Genomic DNA, 17,497 nt, shown 5'->3' with positions numbered 1-17,497 from the left:
CTAGACGGTCGAGAGATGGGCGTCGATCACTTCGACGAAGTCGGCGCCGTAGCGCTCGAGCTTGGCATCGCCCACGCCCGAGACCTGCGCCAGGGCCTGCAGCGTCGCCGGCTTCCGCTCCGCCATCTCGCGCAGGGTGGCATCGTGGAAGATGACATAGGGCGGCACGCCCGCCGCCGCCGCCAGCTCCCGCCGCCGCGCGCGCAGCGCCTCGAACAGGGGATCGTGCGGATAGTCCCGCGCCGCCCTGCCGCGGCTGCGCGCGCGCTTCGGCGGCAGCACGATCTCGAGCCCCGCCTCGCCCTTCAGGATCGCCCTGGCCGAGGGGCCGAAGGAGAGGCCGCCGAAATCGTCGGCGCGCAGCGCGTCGCGGGCGATCAGCGCCCGGGCGACCGGCTTGAGCAGGGCCAGCTCCTCCGCCCCGGCGATGCCGAACACGCTGAGCCGCTGGTGGCCGAAGTTCAGCACCTTGTCCGTCTCCCGCCCGGCGAGCACGTCGGTCAGGTGCTGGACGCCGAAGCGCATCTCCGTGCGGAAGGCGGCGGAGAGCAGTTTCTGCGCGACCAATGTGACGTCGAGCGCGGTCGGCGGGCTCAGACAATTGTCGCAATTGCCGCATTCGGCCGGCGGCTGTTCCCCGAAATGCCTGAGCAGGATGGCGCGGCGGCAGGTCGCGGCCTCGACCAGGGAGGCGAGCGCGTTCAGCCGCTCGCGCTCGGCGGGACGGCGGCCCTCCTCCACCTCGCTCTCGATCCGCCGCCGGGCGCGGGCGAAATCCTCGGCGCCCCAGAACAAGACCGCCTCGGCCGGCTCGCCGTCGCGCCCGGCGCGCCCCGTCTCCTGATAATAAGCCTCGATCGACCTGGGCGCGCCGAGATGCGCGACGAAGCGGACGTCCGGCTTGTCGATGCCCATGCCGAAGGCGATGGTCGCGACCATCACCATCTCCTCGCTTGCCACGAAAGCCGCCTGGTTGCGGGCGCGGACCTGCGGCTCGAGCCCGGCATGATAGGGCAGAGCCGGCCGCCCCGTCGCCGCGATCTGCGCGGCGATCTGCTCCGCCTTGTCGCGGCTCTGGACGTAGACGATGCCCGGCCCGCCCTGCTCGCCGAGCAGGGCCTTGAGCTGCGCCGCATGGCCGTCGCGCGGGCGGATCGCGTAGCGGATGTTGGGCCGGTCGAAGCCGGCGACGATCAGCCCGTCCCCCGGAATGCCGAGCTGGCCGAGGATGTCGGCCTGCGTCCGCGCGTCGGCGGTCGCGGTCAGTGCCAGCCGCGGCACCTCCGGAAAGGCGTCGAGCAAGGGGCGCAGCAGCCGATAGTCCGGCCGGAAGTCGTGCCCCCATTCCGACACGCAATGCGCCTCGTCGATCGCGATCAGCGCCAGCGGGATTCGCGCGATGAGCTGGCGGAAGCCCTCCCCCGTCGCCCGCTCCGGCGCCACATAGAGCAGATCCAGCTCGCCCCGCTTCAGCCGCTCGACCGTCTCGGCGCGGTTGGCGTCGGCCGAGGTCAGCGACGCCGCCTTGATCCCGAAGGCTTCGGCCGCCCTGATCTGGTCGTGCATCAGGGCGATGAGCGGCGAGACGACCAAAGCCGTCCCTTCCCGCGCCAGCGCCGGAATCTGGTAGCAGAGCGACTTGCCCGCCCCGGTCGGCATCACCGCGAGGCTGTGCTTTCCCGCCATCACCCGGCCGATGACCTGTTCCTGCACGCCGCGGAAAGCGGGGAAGCCGAACACATGATGGAGGATGTCGAGCGGGTCGGTCACCGGCCCCGCCTAGCGCGTCGCCCCGGGCAAATCACCCCCGCCGGACGGCAATTGCATCCGATTTGCGACCGTCTTCGCCGCCTCGCCTCGGCACGCCGGGGCCCCATTCCCGCCGCAATCGCGCGCCAGCCTGCGCGGCGCAGGGGATCGGGGAGGTTGTATGCGTTTCAGTCCATTGCTCTGTCTCGTCCTCGTTTCCGCTTCCGCCGGCGCACAGCGGCGCCAGCCGGAGGAAAGGGTGGTGAGCGGCGACGGCATCGTCGCCGTCACCCTCAACGGCGCGCCCGGCCGGATCCGGATCGATCCCGCCGCGCCCGCCATCCCGATGTTCACCGCGCCCTTCGCTGCCGGTCAGGCGCGCCTGCGCGCCGGGCCCTTCGCCTTCGGCTATATGGTGGGCCCCCAGCAGGTGCCGGGCCTCACCGCGGTCGGCCGGATCGCGATCGGCGACGGCGCACGCCCGCGCAAGCGTCGGATCGGCTGGACCCCCCGCACCTATGTCCAGGGCGCCGACGGCGTGATTGGGCCCGGCGGAGTGCCCGAGCGGGTGGTCCGCTTCGTGCTCCGTCCCTCGCTGCCCGGCGAACGCACCGTGACCCTGCCGCTGGAGGATGAAGGCGGCCTGTTCGGCGGCTGGGGCGGATCCTATGCGCTGATCGACCTCGCCGGCCAGCCGCTGCGCGTCCGCTTCGATCCGCATGCACCGCGCACCCTGGCCACGGCCGGCGCGGCGGTGCGGATCGCCAACGCGCAGGACGGCATCGTCAGCGGCGATGCCGTCCCGATGCACATCGCCTTCGGGATCAGCCGGCCCGTACGCAATATGCGGCTCGGCCGGCCGCTGACGGTGGGCCCGCTCACCATCACCGAGCTCGGCATCCGCACCGGCGACTTCGGCAATACCGCGACGATCCGCGAGGCAGGCGGGGACCCCGACGAGATCGTCGTCACCGGCGACCGCCGCCGCACCAGCCGGTGGGACCGGCTCGCCCTCGGCGCGGACCAGCTGCGCCACTGCTCGTCGATCGTCTTCGACCGGCGCCGGCGCGAGGTCAGGCTGACCTGCGCCCCGGGCTGAGGCTCATTCGCAGGTCGGCCTGCGCCCCGGCGCCCAGGGGATGAAGCGGAAGTCGTAGAGTTCGAGCCGGTGGATCGGGAAGGCCCAATGCTCGTAGCTGGGCAAACGGGGGAGGACGACGCAGACGTCGGTCGGGTGCGTGCCCTGGTCCGTCGTCATCCGCGCGCGATAGGCGAGCGCCCGTCCCTGGCCGTTCTCCACCACCAGCAAGGTATGCCGGCCGTCGATCGAGAGCGCGCGCACCCGCACCACGTCCGCCGGGATCGGGTCGGGCCGCGCCTCGTCGGTCGAGGGCAGCAAGGTGCCTTCCGTCTCCGGCGCCTCGGGCGGCGCGATGCCCGCGAGATGACGGGCGGCGAACAGATCGTAGCGGGACCAGGCGGCGCGGCCCCGCTCGGGCGGCCCGACCCGGCCGCCATCGTCGAAGCGCAGGGTAATTGCTTCCCCGGGCGCCAGGCTGAGGGCCGGGATCTCCTGCGCCGCGGCCGGCGCGGCGGCCAACAGGCCCAGCAGCAAAGCGACAGCCTTCATCCCGTCCTCCTTCGGCCGGAGCCGAGGAAACACCGGCAGGCGCTGGATTTCAATCGCTTCCTGGACCGCTGCCCGTGCAGGAGCGGCCGGTCAGGCGGCGTCGCTCAACCCGTCCTTGGCCGGCCGCTGGGAGCTCTCGTCCTCGCAGGGCTGCGTCATCACCACGGGCGACGGGCCCGGCAGGCCGAGCAGGAAGCCCTGCACCTCGTCGCAGCCCTCGCGGATCAGCACGTCGAGCTGGTCGCGCGTCTCGATGCCCTCGGCCAGGATCGGAATGGAGAGGCTCCGGCCGAGCGCGAGCACGGCGCGGATGATCGCCGTCGCCTGCGGGCTGCCCTCCAGTTCCGAGACGAAGAAGCGGTCGAGCTTGATCTTGTCGAAGGGGAAGGCACGCAGGGTCTCGAGCGAGGAATAGCCCGTCCCGAAATCGTCGAGCGCGACGCCGACGCCGAGCGCCTTGATCTGCCGCAGCACGTGGAGCGCCCGCTCCCGGTCCGCCATGATCGCGCTTTCGGTCAGCTCGACCTCGAGCCGGCGCGGCGGCAGCCCGGTCTCGAGCATCACCTGGTGGAAGAGCTGCGGCAGGTCGATATGGGCGAGCTGCAGTGCGGAGACGTTGACTGCGACCTTCGATTCATGGTCCCAGCCCGCGGCATCCGCGCAGGCGCGGCGAAGCACCCATTCGCCGAGCTGGAGGATCAGGCCGTTCTCCTCGGCGATCGGGATGAACACTGCCGGCGGGATCTGGCCGCGCTCGGGATGGGTCCAGCGCAGCAGCGCCTCGTAGCCGGTAATCTCCCGGGTCACGACCGAGGCCTGCAACTGATAATGCATTTCCAGCTGGTTGCGGTCGATCGCCAGCCTGAGGTCGTTGGCGAGCTCGCGCCGTTCGCGAATGGCCTCGTCGAGCGCCGAATCGTAATAGCATGGCGCGAGCGAGCCTTCGCACTTGGCCCGGTACATGGCCAGATCGGCATTGTTGGCGAGGGTCTGGGCGTCGGCCGCGTCGCGCGGATAGACGGCGATGCCGATGCTCGCCCCGACCCGGGTCGTGAAATGGCTGAGGTCCAGCGGCTGCTTCAGCGCGCTCTCGAGACGGTTGACGAGCGTCGCCAGGCGGGCCGGGTCCTCGAAGCTGGCGATCGCGACGAACTCGTCGCCGCCGAGGCGGGCCACGATGTCGTCCGGGCCCATCGCCTCCCGCATGCGGTCCGCCAGTCTGGCGAGCACCTCGTCGCCGGCCTTGTGGCCGTGGACGTCGTTAATCTCCTTGAAGCGCGTCAGGTCGATCGCGCAGAGGCCGATCTGCGTTCGCCCGTCCCGCGCGGCGCCGAACCGGCGGGCCAGCTCGGTCTGGAAGGCCACGCGGTTCGGCAGGCCGGTCAGCGCGTCATTATTGGCCATGTGGTGCAGCCGGCGCATCGCGTCGGAGCGGGTGTGGCGGTCGATCAGCGCCGCGAAGATGCCCGCGGCGATCACGATCAGGCCGACCAGGGCGGTCGCCAGCGCCAGCGCGCGCATCTCCGCCGGGTCCAGCGGCGTCTCGCTGATCCTGAGCGGGGTGATCTGCATCGCGGTCATCGCGACGAAGTGCAGGGTGGCGATCGCCACGACGATCAGGCCGGTCCCGAGCAGGATCCGATTCCTGTCGCGGATCGCCGAGCAGAGGACGCTCAGGGCCAGCGCCGAGAAGATGGCGGCGCAGAGCACCGACGCCGTGACATAGGTCCAGCTCCAGGTCACGATGCCGTCGACCCGATAGGCGGCCATGCCGGTGAAATGCATGGCCGAGATGGCGCCGCCGAAGATGGCGCCGCCGATCGGTGCATGGGCTCGGCCGCGCGCCCAGCCCGCCACGGCGAAGCCGGCGAGCGAGCCGACGACGGCGATCATCAGCGAGGCGATGGTCAGCACCGGATCGAGATGGACCGGCGCGCCGGCCTCGAACGCCAGCATCGCCACGAAATGCGTGCACCAGATCGTCGCGCCGGCGGCGACCGAGGTGAGGAAGGCCCAGCCGAGCCGCGGCACGCCCTCCGTGTGGCGCGCCCGCTCGAACATCTGGACGATCGAAAAGGCGCCCGCGCAGCAGATGATCACCGCCAGCCCGACCAGCCAGGGGTCGTGCTGCATGGCGATGCAAAAGGCGACGTCGAACATTAGCCACTCCAGTCATGGCGAAAGACACGCCGCGTCGACATATTCCGCCGCCTTGGAGGAAAGCGGTTACAATGCAGTAAATGCAGAAGGCCGGGTTATACAATCTGGGTTAAGACCCGCTTACTCCGCCGCTTCGGCTTCTGCGGTCTCGGCGTCGCGCTCGCTCTGCTGGCGCGTCCACATTTCGGCATAGAGGCCGCTGCGGCGCAGCAATTGCGCATGGCTGCCGCGCTCGGCGACGCGGCCCTCGTCGAGCACCACGATCTGGTCGGCGTCGACCACGGTCGAGAGGCGGTGGGCGATGACCAGGGAGGTGCGCTTGCGGGTGACGTCGCTGAGCGTCTCCTGGATCGCCGCCTCGGTGCGGCTGTCGAGCGCGCTGGTCGCCTCGTCGAGGATCAGGATCGGCGGGTCCTTCAGCAATGTCCGGGCGATGGCGACGCGCTGCTTCTCGCCGCCGGACAGCTTGAGGCCGCGCTCGCCGACCATCGCCTCATAGCCTTCGGGCAGGCTGGCGATGAAGTCGTGGATCGCCGCCCCGCGCGCCGCCGCCTCGATCTCCTCCGGCCCGGCACCCTCGCGGCCATAGCCGATATTGTAGCCGATCGTGTCGTTGAACAGCACCGTGTCCTGCGGGACGATGCCCAGCGCCGCGCGCAGGCTCTTCTGGGACACCTGCCTGATGTCCTGCCCGTCGATCGTGATCCGCCCGGCCTGCGGGTCGTAGAAGCGAAACAGCAGCCGCGAGAGGGTGGACTTGCCGGCGCCCGACGGGCCGACGATCGCCGTGGTCGAGCCGGGCTTCACCTCCAGGTCGACGCCCTTCAGGATCATTCGCTCCGGTTCGTAGCCGAAATGCACGTCCTCGAACCGGATCAGCCCGGCGGAGACGCGCAGGTCGGGCGCGCCCGGCACGTCGACCACCTCGGCCGGCGTGTCGACCAGCTCGAACATCGCCTCCATGTCGATCAGGCCCTGGCGGATCGTGCGGTAGACCATGCCGAGCAGGTCGAGCGGCCGGAAGAGCTGGGCGAGCAGGGTGTTGACCACCACCACGTCGCCGACGCTGAACCGCCCGACGCTCCAGCCCCAGACGGTGAAGCCCATCGCTCCGGCCATCATCAGATTGGTGATCAGCGACTGGCCGATATTGAGCCAGGCGAGGCTGGTCTCGTTCTTCACCGCGGCCTCGGCATAGCGCTTCACCGCCTTGCCGTAGCGCGCCGCCTCCCGCTCCTCGGCGCCGAAATATTTGACCGTCTCGTAGTTGAGCAGGCTGTCCACCGCCCGCGCCACCGCGCCGGTGTCGAGATCGTTCATCTCGACGCGCAGCTTGGTCCGCCAGTCCGTCACCACCCGGGTGAAGCGGATGTAGGCGGCGACCATCACCGCCGTCGCCGCGACCAGGCCGAGCCCGAACTTCACCCAGAAGAGCGAGAGCACGATCAGCAGCTGCAGCACCGTCGGGCCGATGTTGAACAGGATGAAATAGAGCATCATGTCGATGCTCTTCGTCCCCCGCTCGACGATCTTGGTGACCGCGCCCGTCCGGCGCTCGAGATGGAAGCGGAGCGACAGGTCGTGCAGGTGCCGGAAGGTGGTCTCCGCCAGCCGCCGCGTCGCATCCTGCCCGACCCGCTCGAAAATCCCGTTCCTCAGATTGTCGAACAGCACCCCGCCGAACCGTGCCGCCGCATAGGCGACGACGAGCGCGATGGCGATCGGCACGCCCGGCTCCAGCCCCGCCGTCATCCGGTTCACCGCCGCCCCGAAGGCCAGCGGCATGACGAGGGTGGTGACTCCGATCGAGACCAGAACCAGCGAGAGCGACAGCAGCACGCGCGCCTTCAGGGCCGGCTCGCCCGCCGGCCAGAGATAGGGAAGGAACCGGCGGAGCACGGCAAGGCCCGGCTCGCCCCGCCTGGCAATCCTGTTCGCGGTCCCGGTCGCAGCGTCCGTCATCTTCGTCGCTAGATAGGCGAGGGCGTGCGCGATCCCAAGTAACGGCCGCGCAACAACTGGAACAAGCGGCGCGGCTGAGGGATTTGGCGCTGTGAAGGAGCGGGTCAATGCAGTCCCTGATGTACGTGATGGCGATCCTCGGGTGCGGCGAAAGCGACGCCGCCTGCCGCGAGGTGAGGACCGAGCCGCAGAGCTATGCGAGCGAGGCGAGCTGCCGCGCCGCGACGGCGTCGGCGCTCGCCCGCCACACCGATCTCGAATTCCCGACCGTGGTCGCGCGCTGCCGCCGCGCCGACGCCCGCGCCCGGGTGCTGCGCGGCAGCGACGTGCTGCTCCCGGGCCCCGGCCGCCTGGCCGCCGAGGGCGTCCGCTACGCGGCCGGCTGGACCGCTAGATCGTCCCGCTGATCGTCAGGGTGAAGATCGGGCCGTAGAAGCGGTCCCGATGCTCGGTGAACAGGATCGGGCTCGGCCGGTTGCCGGCGAAGAAGGTCCGCTCGAAGCTCTCGTTCGTGTCGAGCAGATTGTCGACGCTCGCCCGCACCGTCAGCCCGAACACGTCCTTGTGCTCGACATAGGCGCCGAGGCTGCCCGGCGTGTCGAGATAGTGGAAGCGCTGGTCGAGCCGGAAGCCCTCGGCCTGGCGGAACTGGTAGAAGTTGACGCCATAGGCCCACTGGCTGCGCGGGATGTCGTGGCGGAACTGCAGGTTCACCTCGCGGGTCAGGTTCTCGTTGATCGCCCTGTGCTGCCCGGTCAGCGGGTCGGTCAGCCGTGACCTTTGCAGCGTGATGTTGGCGTCGAGCTTGGCGCCGGGGATGCCGATCGGATCGAAGTTGAACGTGCTCGTCCACTGGATGCCGTAGATCCGCGCCGTGCCCTCGAGGTTGCCCGGCGACTGGCCGCCGCCGGCGATCGGCACGACGTCGACGATGTCGGAGATCAGCCGCCCGTAGAGCCGCGCCGTGATCGTGCCCCAGGCGCCGAGGTTGCGCGTCGCCTGCAGCTGCGCGTTCCAGTTCTGCGGCGGCACCAGATTGGCGTTGCCGGCATTGGTCGTCCCGCCCGACACATTGGCCGAGGCGACGAAATCGAAGAAGTTGAGCTGACCGACGGCGCGCTCGATCCGCGCGCTGATGTCGAGCCCCGGCCGCGGCCGCCAGGCGAGGTTCAGGAAGCCCTTGGGCCGGAAGAAGGTGCGGCTGAGCCCGCCGGCGCCCTCCTGGGTGAGCTGCGAATATTCGCCGGCGAGCGAGACCTGCAGGGTGAGGTTCGAGGTCAGGGGCCGGCCATAGGTGATCGCCGCCTCCGCGCGCCGCTCCTGCACGATGGCGGTGCTGTTCGGGAAGGGGATCGGCACGAAGTCGCCCGCCGGGTTGATCTCGAACAGCCCGTTCTCGACCTCGAGCCGGTTCAGCGCGCCCTCCAGGCTGACCTGCCAGTCGGCGCTGCCGCCGCGCCAGCGATATTCGCCGCGCCCGATCGTCTCGCTCTCGTCGCCGACCTGGCTGAAGCGCTGGCCGAGCGTCGGCGTGTTGTCGGAGAAGGTCTGGATCAGGGTCTGGCGGAACCTTGTGTTGGTGAAGCGGTGCAGCCCGATCAGCTTCAGCCGCCCGCCGCCGAGCCCGAACTCATAGTCGCCGCCAAGCTCGTAATTATGGCCCCGCGTCCTTTCCTCGACGAAGCGCGTCCGGTCCGGCTGGCCCGGGCCGATGCGGATTCCGTTCTCCTCGACGTCCTGCCAGCGCATGCCGCCCGCGGCATTGAGGTTGAGCACCGAGCCGCCCGCGAAATTGTGCCGGAGCGAGCCGGACAGGCGCGGCTCGTCGCCGTTCACGCTCAGCACCTCGTCGCGCGTATCGATGATATTGCCGGCGCCGTCCGTGACCAGCTCGGGCCCGGCATTGCCGTTGCGGAAGCTGTTGTTGCGCGCGCTCAGCGTATAGGTCGTGCCCGTGCCGAGCGCGCCGTTCACCGAGACCTCGCCCTGGAGCAGCCGCGCCGGGGTGCGGTGGGCGCGGATCTGCGGGCTCCAGCGATAATTGCCGGAAAGGCCGCCGGACCGGGTCACGACATTGGCGACTTGGCCGCTGAGCCCGGAAATGTTCAGCGTGGCGCCGTCGACGATCTCGATCCTGACGACGTTCGAGGCGCTGATCCGCTGCAGCTCGGTCAGCACGCTGGTCGACTTGCCCGAATAGCGCTCGCCGTTGATCAGCACGTTGCCGGTCGCCTGGCCGAGCCCGCGCCGCTCGGTGTCGCCCTCGTTGATCGAGAAGCCCGGCACGTTGTTCAGCATGTCGAGCGCGTTGCGCGGCGCGAAGCGGGCGAAGTCGGCGGGCGTGTAGGTGCGGCCGCCCTGCGCCTGCGAGGCGGGCTCGGTGGCGACCGGCGGCGGCTGGTCTCCCGTGGCCGGAGGTGGCGGGGCCGGCGTCGGCGTGGGCTGGGGCTCGGCCGGCGGCGCGTCCTGCGCGAAGGCGGGTGAAGCCGAGCTGAGCAAAAGAACGAGCAGCGCCTTGCGCGCGCCGGACGGCGTGATCATGGGTCGATCCCCTCTCCCCGCCGCCGTCCCCTGCGGCAAAGCCTTACAAAGCCACGTTTTATGGCCCGCTACGTTTGTGGCACTTACGCAGCGCGGTCAAGCAGGTTTTCCCCGCTTCATCGCAGCCCCGAAACGATCCGGCAGGAACGGCTTTTCGACCAAAAGGTTGTTCCTTTCGACCGGGGCAGGACGAGGACGCGATGGCCGACGACAGAGCAGGCGACACGATCGAGATGATCCGCGAGGACGATCTCCCCGGCCACGAAAGCAGGCTGGAGCCGAAGCCGGACTGGCAGCCCTTCTACCCCGGCTCGGGCCGCCTCGAGGGGAAGGTCGCCCTGATCACCGGCGCCGACAGCGGCATCGGCCGCGCCGTCGCCGCCCTGTTCGCACGCGAGGGCGCCGACATCGCCATCCTCTATCTCTGCGAGCATGACGATGCGGCGGAGACGAAGCGCATCGTCGAGGCCGAGGGCCGCAAGGCCTTCACCATCGCCGGCGATCTCGGCGACAAGGCCTTTTGCGACCGTGCCGTGGCGCAGGTGGTCGAGCAGCTCGGCGGCATCGACATCCTCGTCAACAATGCCGGCGAGCAGCATCCGGACGAGGATATCCGCGACATCACCGAGCAGCAGCTGAAGCGCACCTTCCAGACCAACATCTACTCGATGTTCTTCCTGACCCAGGCCGTCCGCCCGCACCTGAAAAAGGGGTCGGCGATCATCAACTGCACCTCGGTCACCATGTACGAGGGCTCGAAGCAGCTGCTCGACTACAGCGCCACCAAGGGCGCGATCACCGCCTTCACCCGCTCGCTCTCCGAAAATCTCGTCGGCGACGGCATCCGCGTGAACGCCGTCGCCCCCGGCCCGATCTGGACCCCGCTCAACCCCTGCGGCGGCTCGACGCCGGAGAAGATGGAGCATTTCGGCGAGAACACCCCGATGGGCCGCCCCGGCCAGCCCAACGAGGTCGCCCCGAGCTTCCTCTTCCTCGCCTGCGAGGACAGCCGCTACATGTCCGGCCAGGTGCTGCACCCGAACGGCGGGACGATCGTCGGGAGCTGATCCCCTCTCCCCCGCGGGGAGAGGGTAGGGAGAGGGGGCCCGGCGGCTGCGGAAAACTGTCCAGCGCCCGACACCCCCCACCCAACCATTGCAGCCGCAGGTTCGTCCCCCGGACGAACCCAAGGGCGGCCGCAATCCCTCAAGGGGGAGGGGAACCCGCTGGCCCCAATCCCCAAAACCCTCTAACCTCGCTCGCATGAGAGCCTTCCTCGCCCTCCTCGCCGGCCTCGTCGCCGGCGCCCTGGTGATGATGCTGGTCGGCTATGTCGGCACCTCGATCTGGCCCCTCCACGTCCCCACGGATCCGAACGACCGCCAGGCCCTGATCGAAGGCATCCGCACCGCCCCCGCCGGCGCCCAGATCTCCGTCCTCCTCGCCTGGTTCCTCGGCACCTTCGCCGCCGCGGCGGTGGCGAAGGCGATCTCCGGTTACGCCTGGCCCGGCTGGACGATCGGCGGCATCCTCGCGGCCCTGCTGGCATTCATCTTCTTCGTGCCGCTGCCGGTGTGGATGCAGACTTTGGCGCCGATCTCGCCGCTGCTGGGGGCGGCGGCGGGGGATGTGTTTGTGAAGGGGCGGAAGGCGGAGGCTGCGGGCGAGGCTTAAGCTGCGGGCCTGCGTTCGCACCGGCACAAAGGGGATTCTCACCGACTCTTGAAGAGTTTATGCAATCCCAGACTTGGGAGAGCTCCAATGCAAAATACGACACACGCGGTTATGTCGCAGCGTGTTGAACCGGGCGACAGCCCCGACGATTTTCCGACGCCTCCTTGGGCGACAAGGGCGTTACTCGAACACGTGATCGGCGTAGATGGCCTAGATAGATTGTCCTGTCTCGAGCCAGCGTGTGGCGCCGGACATATGGCTAAGGTGCTGAGGGAATATTTCAAAGAGGTTCGCTGCGCCGACGCCTACGATTATGGTTTCGCCCCGGTCCGTGACTTCCTGTCTTATCCTTACGAAACGAATGCTGTGGATTGGGTGATAACCAATCCCCCTTTCCGGCTGGCGGAGGAGTTCGTCCAACGGTCTTTCGATGTAGCTCGTCGGGGCGTAGCGGTGCTCGTGAGGACGGTTTTTCTCGAAAGTGTCGGGCGATATACTCGGCTCTTCAGGGATGACCCGCCATCTAAATTCGCTCAGTTTGTTGAGCGAGTTCCTATGGTGAAGGGCCGGTTGGATGAAAGAGCGTCGACCGCAACGGGCTATGCGTGGCTAGTTTGGGAACACCACGTAAGGGATCAGTCCAAGGTTGTTTGGATCCCCCCTTGTAGGAGAAGCTTGGAGCGACCAAATGACTACGGGGCAGCACAACTGCCGCTGATTTAGTCATGAGGTGCTCATGCGGAATTACATCAGTATTCCGGATGCTCGTGTCCGCCTACGAGAACTTGCGGAAGCCCATGGTATCGACGAGCTGCACGAGATTGCAGACTCCATGTACCGGCGAACAGCAACTCGACGCGCTCAGGTTCGCAGTCCCAAGGTGACGGCGGAAATGGCGGAAGAAATCCGCCAATTCGCGGCTGCCAATCCCGACCTGCACCAGCAGGATATCGCAAATCACTTTGGCGTGAATGTCGGTCGCGTTTCCGAGGCGCTTCATCACGATAGATGAAGCCCTGGAAATCCAAAGCTTGAGCGGCTGGGGAGAGCCCGGACGGGTGGCCGCCCGGGCTTCCTGACTATTTCTTCTCGTGATCCGCGTACACGATCAGCTTCCAGCGGATTGCACCTTCAGAAGCGCTATGCTGATGAGAGTTTTGCGGCGGCAACGGCTCGCCCTTGTTGGAAGCCACCTCGCTCCCGCACCCCATGCAGCGATAAATGCCCGAAAAGGGCGCCGCCGTTCCGGGCGTATACACCGTATCGAATGCGGTGTGATCGACTTGGGCAAGGTAATGCCCATACTTGTAGGTTGCCATCTTGGGCCTTTCTGTTCGCCAACCCTGGCACCGAGAGTTGGTTGACGATGAATCGGAGGCCCACTAAGATTTCGACGCTTGATAAGAGCATGAGGTGGGGTGCCTGCCTCCGGTTAGGGTCACCGCTCCAACGGTGACCCTAATTCGTTCAGGAGTCGTCTGGATCTCCTCCCAAAAGCTCGTCAATGTCGGCAGACGCATACGCGGGCATACGCCAGTACCGACCGTTCTGGGATTTTACCGTCCAGCTCTTTTCCGAGCCTTGGATCACCCTTTTCTGTAGGCGCCAAAGCGCAGTTCTGAAGGCATCCAGATTGAGCGCTCCCCCATGCTCTTCCACGTACAGGGGGTAAAGTTCGGCAGGCGTTTTCGCATCCTCCAGCGTAAGGCCCAGTAGCTTCGCGATATCTTTATCTCGCTCGGAAGTTGCCCCGCTTGCTGCCTTCACCTCCACCGATTCGCCCGTAATGTCCGCCATCACTCGCTCTGCGGCCGCCACATCTTCCAATTCTTTTTTAGCTGAATCCAATGCCTTAGACGCGCGTAGGACCTTGGCCTCAGCCTTGGCTCGGCGGTCTTTCAGTGCTGCCATGACATCGATCATTGAGACTGCATACATCATACGCCATACGCAGGCAAATACATACGTGGCAGACATGCGTAATTGGTCGGCGTCGGATCTGGAGCCGCTTCATTCCATCCAAAACGGATCATTTCCCCTCCTAATGTAGGAAAATGCGAAGCGCGAGACCGCCGGCCTGCTGCCGCTCGGCGAAGGCGACGGCGAGGAGGACGATGCGTTTTTGGTCTGACCTTTCCCTGACCTTCCCGACCTTTCCATGTCCGATCGCGACACTGTCCGGAAACGGGCACGGCGTTCGCGGGCGTTCACCGACTGTTGGTGAAAATTCCCAATGCTTGGCGCTGGCGAAGGGGCCCGCAGCCGGGCCAATTTCAGAAAACTGCAGATTTCCGCCATTTCTCGCATTTGGCACGGTGCTCGCAGTACCTTTTGCATGACCGACGGATGGTCCGCCGGTCGCCAAAAAGGAGATTGCAATGTCTGTCACGTTCAACCTGCAGAAACTGGCCATTTCGGTGTTCGGCGCGCTCGTCGCCTCCAGCCTCTTCCTCACCGCCGCGGCGGGCCCGGTCCTGGCTTAAGACCAGGCCGGTCCCTCCCGGACCGTTCCAACCAACCACCCATTGCCATCAGGAACCAAGACCATGTCCAGCTACGCCCTCGACAAGCGCAATGCCAAAGTCCTCGGCGTCTGCGCCGGCCTCGCCCGCAGCGCCGGCTGGGATCCGACCCTGGTCAGGATCGGCGCCGTCGCCCTGACCCTGTTCGCCCTCGGCCCGCTGATGATCCTCTTCTACATCCTCGTCGGCGCCTTCACCCCCGCCCGCTGAGGTCCATGTCCGCCCTGCCGCCGCTATCCCGCGAGCGGCAGGAAGAGGCCGAGGATCGCGATGGCGAGCGCCACGGCCGAGACGATCAGCGCCACCCGCGCCAGCTGCTCGCCGCTCCCCGGATTGCCGTTCCCGCTCATTCCGCCAGCCTTTCCATCCGCCGCTCCCGGCTGATCTTCAGCGCCCTGGTCGCGAGCCGGACCTCGTAGAGGAACAGGAGCAGGCCGGCGACCAGCAGCAGCATGGTCAGGACGAACAGCACCGCGATCAGCTGGGCGAAGCCGATCTTGCCCACGCCCGCGACGAACAGCACCCCGACCAGCACGCAGACGAAGAGCGCACCCGCCGTGCAGCAGGTCAGCGACCAGTTCACCACCCGCATCCTCCGGTCGAGAATCCCGAGCTCCGCGAGCCAGAGCCGGCGGACCAGCTCGCTGTCATCGGGCGGTTCCGCCTCGAGCTGGCGCGAGCGGTCGACGACGCGGGCGAGCCGGTGCGCGAGCACGTTGATGATCCCGGCAATGCCCGCGAGCAGGAAGACCGGCGCCACCGCCAGCTGGATCTGGTGGGCGATGCTCGTGACCGCGGCCGCGCTCTCGTTCATGGCCGTCCGCTAGGCCCGGCCCGGAGCAAGATCAATGGCCTGACAGCGCCCGCTCCGCCCTCTATCAAGGGGGACGAGGGGGAGGGCCCATGACGAAGGCGCGGCGGCCGGTCTGGCGGACGCTTTATTTCTGGGTGCTGGTCGCGATCGCGTCCGGCATCCTCACCGGCTGGGCCGCGCCCCGCCTCGGCGAGAGCCTGGAGCCGCTCGGCACCGGCTTCGTCAGCCTGGTCAAGATGATCATCACCCCGGTCATCTTCCTCACCGTGGTCACCGGCATTGCCGGCATGGCCGACCTGAAGGCGTTCGGCCGGGTCGGGCTGAAGGCGCTCGGCTATTTCCTCGCCGTCTCCACCCTCGCCCTCGCCATCGGCCTGGTCGTCGCCAATCTCGTCCATCCGGGCCACGGGATGAACGTCGACCCGCGCAGCCTCGACGCGGCCAAGGTCGAGTCCTTCGTCACCCGCGCGCACGACCAGAGCGTCACCGGCTTCCTGCTCGAGATCATCCCGACCACCTTCTTCAGCGCCTTCACCGAGGGCAAGATCCTCCAGGTCCTGTTCGTCTCCATCCTGTTCGGCATCGCCCTCGCTTTGCTCGGCGAGAAAGGGGCGAAGCTGCAGGACGGGCTGAAGATCCTGACCGCCGTCATCTTCCGCATCGTCCATATCCTGATGTACGCCGCCCCCGTCGGCGCCTTCGGGGCGATGGCCTTCACGATCGGCAAATATGGCATTGGCGCCCTGTTCAACCTCGGCGCCCTGATCGGCACCTTCTACGCCACCTCCCTGCTGTTCGTGATCCTCGTGCTCGGCGCGATCGCGCGGGCGGCGGGCTTCTCGCTCTGGGGGCTGGTCCGCTACATCAGGGACGAGCTCTTCCTCGTCCTCGGCACTTCCTCCTCCGAGAGCGCGATGCCGAGCCTGATGGAGAAACTGGAGCGCGCCGGCTGCCCGAAGCCGATCGTCGGCCTGGTCGTGCCGACCGGCTACAGCTTCAACCTCGACGGCACCTGCATCTACATGTCGCTCGCCGCTTTGTTCATCGCCCAGGCCTGCAACATCCCGCTCTCGCTCGGCGACCAGCTCGCCTTGATGGCGGTGGCGATCATCTCCTCCAAGGGCGCCGCCGGGGTCACCGGCTCGGGCTTCGTCACCCTCGCCGCGACCCTCTCGGTCGTGCCGGGCATCCCGGTCGCCGGCATGGCCCTGATCCTCGGCGTCGACCGTTTCATGAGCGAATGCCGCGCGCTGACCAATTTCGTCGGCAACGCCGTCGCCACCATCGTCATCGCCCGCTGGGAGAAAGGCGTCGCGCCGGAAACCTTGCGCGCCGCCTTCCGCGGCGAAGGGGGCGATTTCACCGAGCGGGAAAGCGACGTCCTGCAGATCGAGGGACGAAGCGACGTGCGGACCTGACGATCACTATTGCTATTGCGAACTACTCGCAATAAAGTCTGGTCATGCTCTCCGACCTGCTGCTTCATGTGCGCGATGTTCGCGATCTTCCGCCCTCCGAAGCCCGCCTCGCCCGGGGGATACGCCTCTGGGTGATGCTGGGCAGGAACGGTCGCTGCCCGATGCAGGCGGTGGCTGAAAAGCTCGGCTCGGTCCGCGCCGCCGCCCATTTGCAGCTGCTGCTGGTCGAGGTCGGCGCGGCCTGGCCCGATCCCTTCTGCATCGCCCCCTTCTGCTGCCCGCGGCTCAGCCATGACGAGGCGCTGGCGCTCGACATGGTCCGCAGCGCCTCCCTGGGCGACCGGCCCGCCTTCGATCGCCTGCTCCAGGAGATGCTCCCCGCCGACATCAGGGACCGGCTCTACGTCTCCGCGGGCGCGCTGGGCCGGACGCTCGGCCTCCCGGCCTAGGGACCGACATCCTCCACCTGGCAGCCCGCCAGTTGCGGGCTCCGCCAGCAGCGCAGCGCCCGCTCGATCTGGGCGGCGCTCGGCGCGGCACTTTCGAACACATATTCGATGATCAGCGCCCCCGGCTGCTCCTCGGCATCGTCATAGATATTGGGCTCGGTCGCCGCCTCGGCATTGCGCACCAGCAGCTTGCGATAGGGCCGGAGATTGGCGGCGCTGAGCACGCGCGCCGTGCAGAGCCGCGCCGCCGCCTGCGCAAAATTGCGCCCCGTCTGCTGCACCAGGGCCGCCTGCGCGGCGCCCTCGGCGCGGCCGGCCATCTCGAAGCTCTCGCCGTCTGCCTCCGCGGCGAGCCCGATCGCGCAGGCACCGCCCGCGGGCTGGACGGAATGGGCGGGTCCGGTGCCCGCAAAGGCGGCCAGCGCACCCGCTGCCGCCAGGGCAAGAAGCTTCAATTTCATCCTTCGTCTCCCGCTCCGTGCCCCCACGCCATGGCTAGCAAAGCGCCGGGCCGCCGCCAAGTTCCGGCGGGCGCAGCCGCGGGCCGATCCGGCGCGCCGAAGCCGCTCGTTGCGCTG

At 67.9% G+C, this 17,497-nt stretch carries 17 protein-coding genes; 8 read left to right on the top strand and 9 right to left on the bottom strand.

The genetic code is table 11. The features are described 5' to 3' along the window. Complete coding sequence (recQ, locus tag VEC11_RS08245; protein WP_464130223.1) at window positions 1–1,770, bottom strand: DNA helicase RecQ; 1,770 nt, start codon at window positions 1,768–1,770, stop codon at window positions 1–3. 160 nt (window positions 1,771–1,930) lie between these two features. Here recQ and VEC11_RS08240 point away from each other — a divergent pair, with 160 nt between their 5' ends. After that, window positions 1,931–2,848, top strand: coding sequence for a hypothetical protein (locus VEC11_RS08240; protein ID WP_464130222.1), 918 nt, complete (start codon window positions 1,931–1,933; stop codon window positions 2,846–2,848). 3 nt (window positions 2,849–2,851) lie between these two features. Here the strand turns inward: VEC11_RS08240 and VEC11_RS08235 are convergent, their stop codons facing one another. The 3 genes from VEC11_RS08235 to VEC11_RS08225 all read right to left on the bottom strand — a co-directional run bounded on the left by VEC11_RS08235 (window position 2,852) and on the right by VEC11_RS08225 (window position 7,501). Further along, entirely contained in the window at window positions 2,852–3,379 is a 528-nt protein-coding gene (locus VEC11_RS08235; protein WP_464130221.1) for a hypothetical protein, read from the bottom strand. A 90-nt stretch (window positions 3,380–3,469) separates the two neighbouring features. After that, window positions 3,470–5,539: a putative bifunctional diguanylate cyclase/phosphodiesterase gene (locus VEC11_RS08230; protein ID WP_464130220.1), complete on the bottom strand. Its 2,070-nt coding sequence runs from the start codon at window positions 5,537–5,539 to the stop codon at window positions 3,470–3,472. Between the two features lie 120 nt (window positions 5,540–5,659). Then, entirely contained in the window at window positions 5,660–7,501 is a 1,842-nt protein-coding gene (locus VEC11_RS08225; RefSeq protein WP_464130219.1) for an ABCB family ABC transporter ATP-binding protein/permease, read from the bottom strand. Window positions 7,502–7,608: 107 nt separating this feature from the next. Between VEC11_RS08225 and VEC11_RS08220 the strand changes: the two genes are divergently transcribed. Next, on the top strand, window positions 7,609–7,908 hold the full coding sequence (locus tag VEC11_RS08220) for a hypothetical protein (protein ID WP_464130218.1): 300 nt from the start codon (window positions 7,609–7,611) through the stop codon (window positions 7,906–7,908). On the opposite strand, the gene VEC11_RS08215 is transcribed toward VEC11_RS08220, so the two are convergent. Next, on the bottom strand, window positions 7,892–10,042 hold the full coding sequence (locus VEC11_RS08215; RefSeq protein WP_464130217.1) for a TonB-dependent receptor plug domain-containing protein: 2,151 nt from the start codon (window positions 10,040–10,042) through the stop codon (window positions 7,892–7,894). The two genes, VEC11_RS08220 and VEC11_RS08215, sit on opposite strands and share 17 nt — an antisense overlap. A gap of 200 nt (window positions 10,043–10,242) precedes the next feature. Between VEC11_RS08215 and VEC11_RS08210 the strand changes: the two genes are divergently transcribed. From VEC11_RS08210 to VEC11_RS08200, 3 genes are all read left to right on the top strand, one after another. Further along, window positions 10,243–11,109 carry an SDR family oxidoreductase gene (locus VEC11_RS08210; protein ID WP_464130216.1) on the top strand — a complete coding sequence of 289 codons (867 nt, stop codon included), beginning with the start codon at window positions 10,243–10,245 and terminating at the stop codon, window positions 11,107–11,109. A gap of 196 nt (window positions 11,110–11,305) precedes the next feature. Next, complete coding sequence (locus tag VEC11_RS08205) at window positions 11,306–11,716, top strand: hypothetical protein (protein ID WP_464130215.1); 411 nt, start codon at window positions 11,306–11,308, stop codon at window positions 11,714–11,716. A gap of 736 nt (window positions 11,717–12,452) precedes the next feature. Beyond that, window positions 12,453–12,728, top strand: coding sequence for a hypothetical protein (locus VEC11_RS08200; protein ID WP_464130214.1), 276 nt, complete (start codon window positions 12,453–12,455; stop codon window positions 12,726–12,728). 67 nt (window positions 12,729–12,795) lie between these two features. On the opposite strand, the gene VEC11_RS08195 is transcribed toward VEC11_RS08200, so the two are convergent. Both VEC11_RS08195 and VEC11_RS08190 read right to left on the bottom strand, forming a co-directional pair. Next, on the bottom strand, window positions 12,796–13,035 hold the full coding sequence (locus VEC11_RS08195) for a hypothetical protein (RefSeq protein WP_464130213.1): 240 nt from the start codon (window positions 13,033–13,035) through the stop codon (window positions 12,796–12,798). Between the two features lie 148 nt (window positions 13,036–13,183). After that, entirely contained in the window at window positions 13,184–13,639 is a 456-nt protein-coding gene (locus VEC11_RS08190) for a hypothetical protein (RefSeq protein WP_464130212.1), read from the bottom strand. Between the two features lie 623 nt (window positions 13,640–14,262). Between VEC11_RS08190 and VEC11_RS08185 the strand changes: the two genes are divergently transcribed. After that, window positions 14,263–14,448, top strand: a complete 186-nt coding sequence (locus VEC11_RS08185) for a PspC domain-containing protein (protein ID WP_464130211.1) — start codon at window positions 14,263–14,265, stop codon at window positions 14,446–14,448. 136 nt (window positions 14,449–14,584) lie between these two features. On the opposite strand, the gene VEC11_RS08180 is transcribed toward VEC11_RS08185, so the two are convergent. Beyond that, a complete protein-coding gene (locus tag VEC11_RS08180; RefSeq protein ID WP_464130210.1) occupies window positions 14,585–15,052 on the bottom strand; it encodes a DUF2721 domain-containing protein in 468 nt (155 codons plus the stop codon). Between the two features lie 89 nt (window positions 15,053–15,141). Here VEC11_RS08180 and VEC11_RS08175 point away from each other — a divergent pair, with 89 nt between their 5' ends. Beyond that, complete coding sequence (locus VEC11_RS08175; RefSeq protein WP_464130209.1) at window positions 15,142–16,470, top strand: dicarboxylate/amino acid:cation symporter; 1,329 nt, start codon at window positions 15,142–15,144, stop codon at window positions 16,468–16,470. A gap of 44 nt (window positions 16,471–16,514) precedes the next feature. Further along, window positions 16,515–16,919 carry an addiction module antidote protein gene (locus VEC11_RS08170; RefSeq protein WP_464130208.1) on the top strand — a complete coding sequence of 135 codons (405 nt, stop codon included), beginning with the start codon at window positions 16,515–16,517 and terminating at the stop codon, window positions 16,917–16,919. Here VEC11_RS08170 and VEC11_RS08165 read toward each other — a convergent pair. After that, a complete protein-coding gene (locus VEC11_RS08165; RefSeq protein WP_464130207.1) occupies window positions 16,916–17,380 on the bottom strand; it encodes a hypothetical protein in 465 nt (154 codons plus the stop codon). The two genes, VEC11_RS08170 and VEC11_RS08165, sit on opposite strands and share 4 nt — an antisense overlap. Between the last annotated feature and the right edge of the window lie 117 nt (window positions 17,381–17,497).

This window comes from Allosphingosinicella sp., assembly GCF_035626655.1.
Classification (GTDB): Bacteria; Pseudomonadota; Alphaproteobacteria; order Sphingomonadales; family Sphingomonadaceae; genus Allosphingosinicella.
The sequence above is the reverse complement of the archived record's forward strand: the minus strand, read 5'-3'. Positions and strand labels throughout refer to the sequence as shown.

Coding starts and splice junctions, on each gene's coding strand:
- VEC11_RS08240 (WP_464130222.1), top strand. CDS start 1,931: ATGCGTTTCAGTCCATTGCTCTGTCTCGTCCTCGTTTCCGCTTCCGCC.
- VEC11_RS08235 (WP_464130221.1), bottom strand. CDS start 3,379: ATGAAGGCTGTCGCTTTGCTGCTGGGCCTGTTGGCCGCCGCGCCGGCC.
- VEC11_RS08230 (WP_464130220.1), bottom strand. CDS start 5,539: ATGTTCGACGTCGCCTTTTGCATCGCCATGCAGCACGACCCCTGGCTG.
- VEC11_RS08225 (WP_464130219.1), bottom strand. CDS start 7,501: ATGACGGACGCTGCGACCGGGACCGCGAACAGGATTGCCAGGCGGGGC.
- VEC11_RS08220 (WP_464130218.1), top strand. CDS start 7,609: ATGCAGTCCCTGATGTACGTGATGGCGATCCTCGGGTGCGGCGAAAGC.
- VEC11_RS08215 (WP_464130217.1), bottom strand. CDS start 10,042: ATGATCACGCCGTCCGGCGCGCGCAAGGCGCTGCTCGTTCTTTTGCTC.
- VEC11_RS08210 (WP_464130216.1), top strand. CDS start 10,243: ATGGCCGACGACAGAGCAGGCGACACGATCGAGATGATCCGCGAGGAC.
- VEC11_RS08205 (WP_464130215.1), top strand. CDS start 11,306: ATGAGAGCCTTCCTCGCCCTCCTCGCCGGCCTCGTCGCCGGCGCCCTG.
- VEC11_RS08200 (WP_464130214.1), top strand. CDS start 12,453: ATGCGGAATTACATCAGTATTCCGGATGCTCGTGTCCGCCTACGAGAA.
- VEC11_RS08195 (WP_464130213.1), bottom strand. CDS start 13,035: ATGGCAACCTACAAGTATGGGCATTACCTTGCCCAAGTCGATCACACC.
- VEC11_RS08190 (WP_464130212.1), bottom strand. CDS start 13,639: ATGATCGATGTCATGGCAGCACTGAAAGACCGCCGAGCCAAGGCTGAG.
- VEC11_RS08185 (WP_464130211.1), top strand. CDS start 14,263: ATGTCCAGCTACGCCCTCGACAAGCGCAATGCCAAAGTCCTCGGCGTC.
- VEC11_RS08180 (WP_464130210.1), bottom strand. CDS start 15,052: ATGAACGAGAGCGCGGCCGCGGTCACGAGCATCGCCCACCAGATCCAG.
- VEC11_RS08175 (WP_464130209.1), top strand. CDS start 15,142: ATGACGAAGGCGCGGCGGCCGGTCTGGCGGACGCTTTATTTCTGGGTG.
- VEC11_RS08170 (WP_464130208.1), top strand. CDS start 16,515: ATGCTCTCCGACCTGCTGCTTCATGTGCGCGATGTTCGCGATCTTCCG.
- VEC11_RS08165 (WP_464130207.1), bottom strand. CDS start 17,380: ATGAAATTGAAGCTTCTTGCCCTGGCGGCAGCGGGTGCGCTGGCCGCC.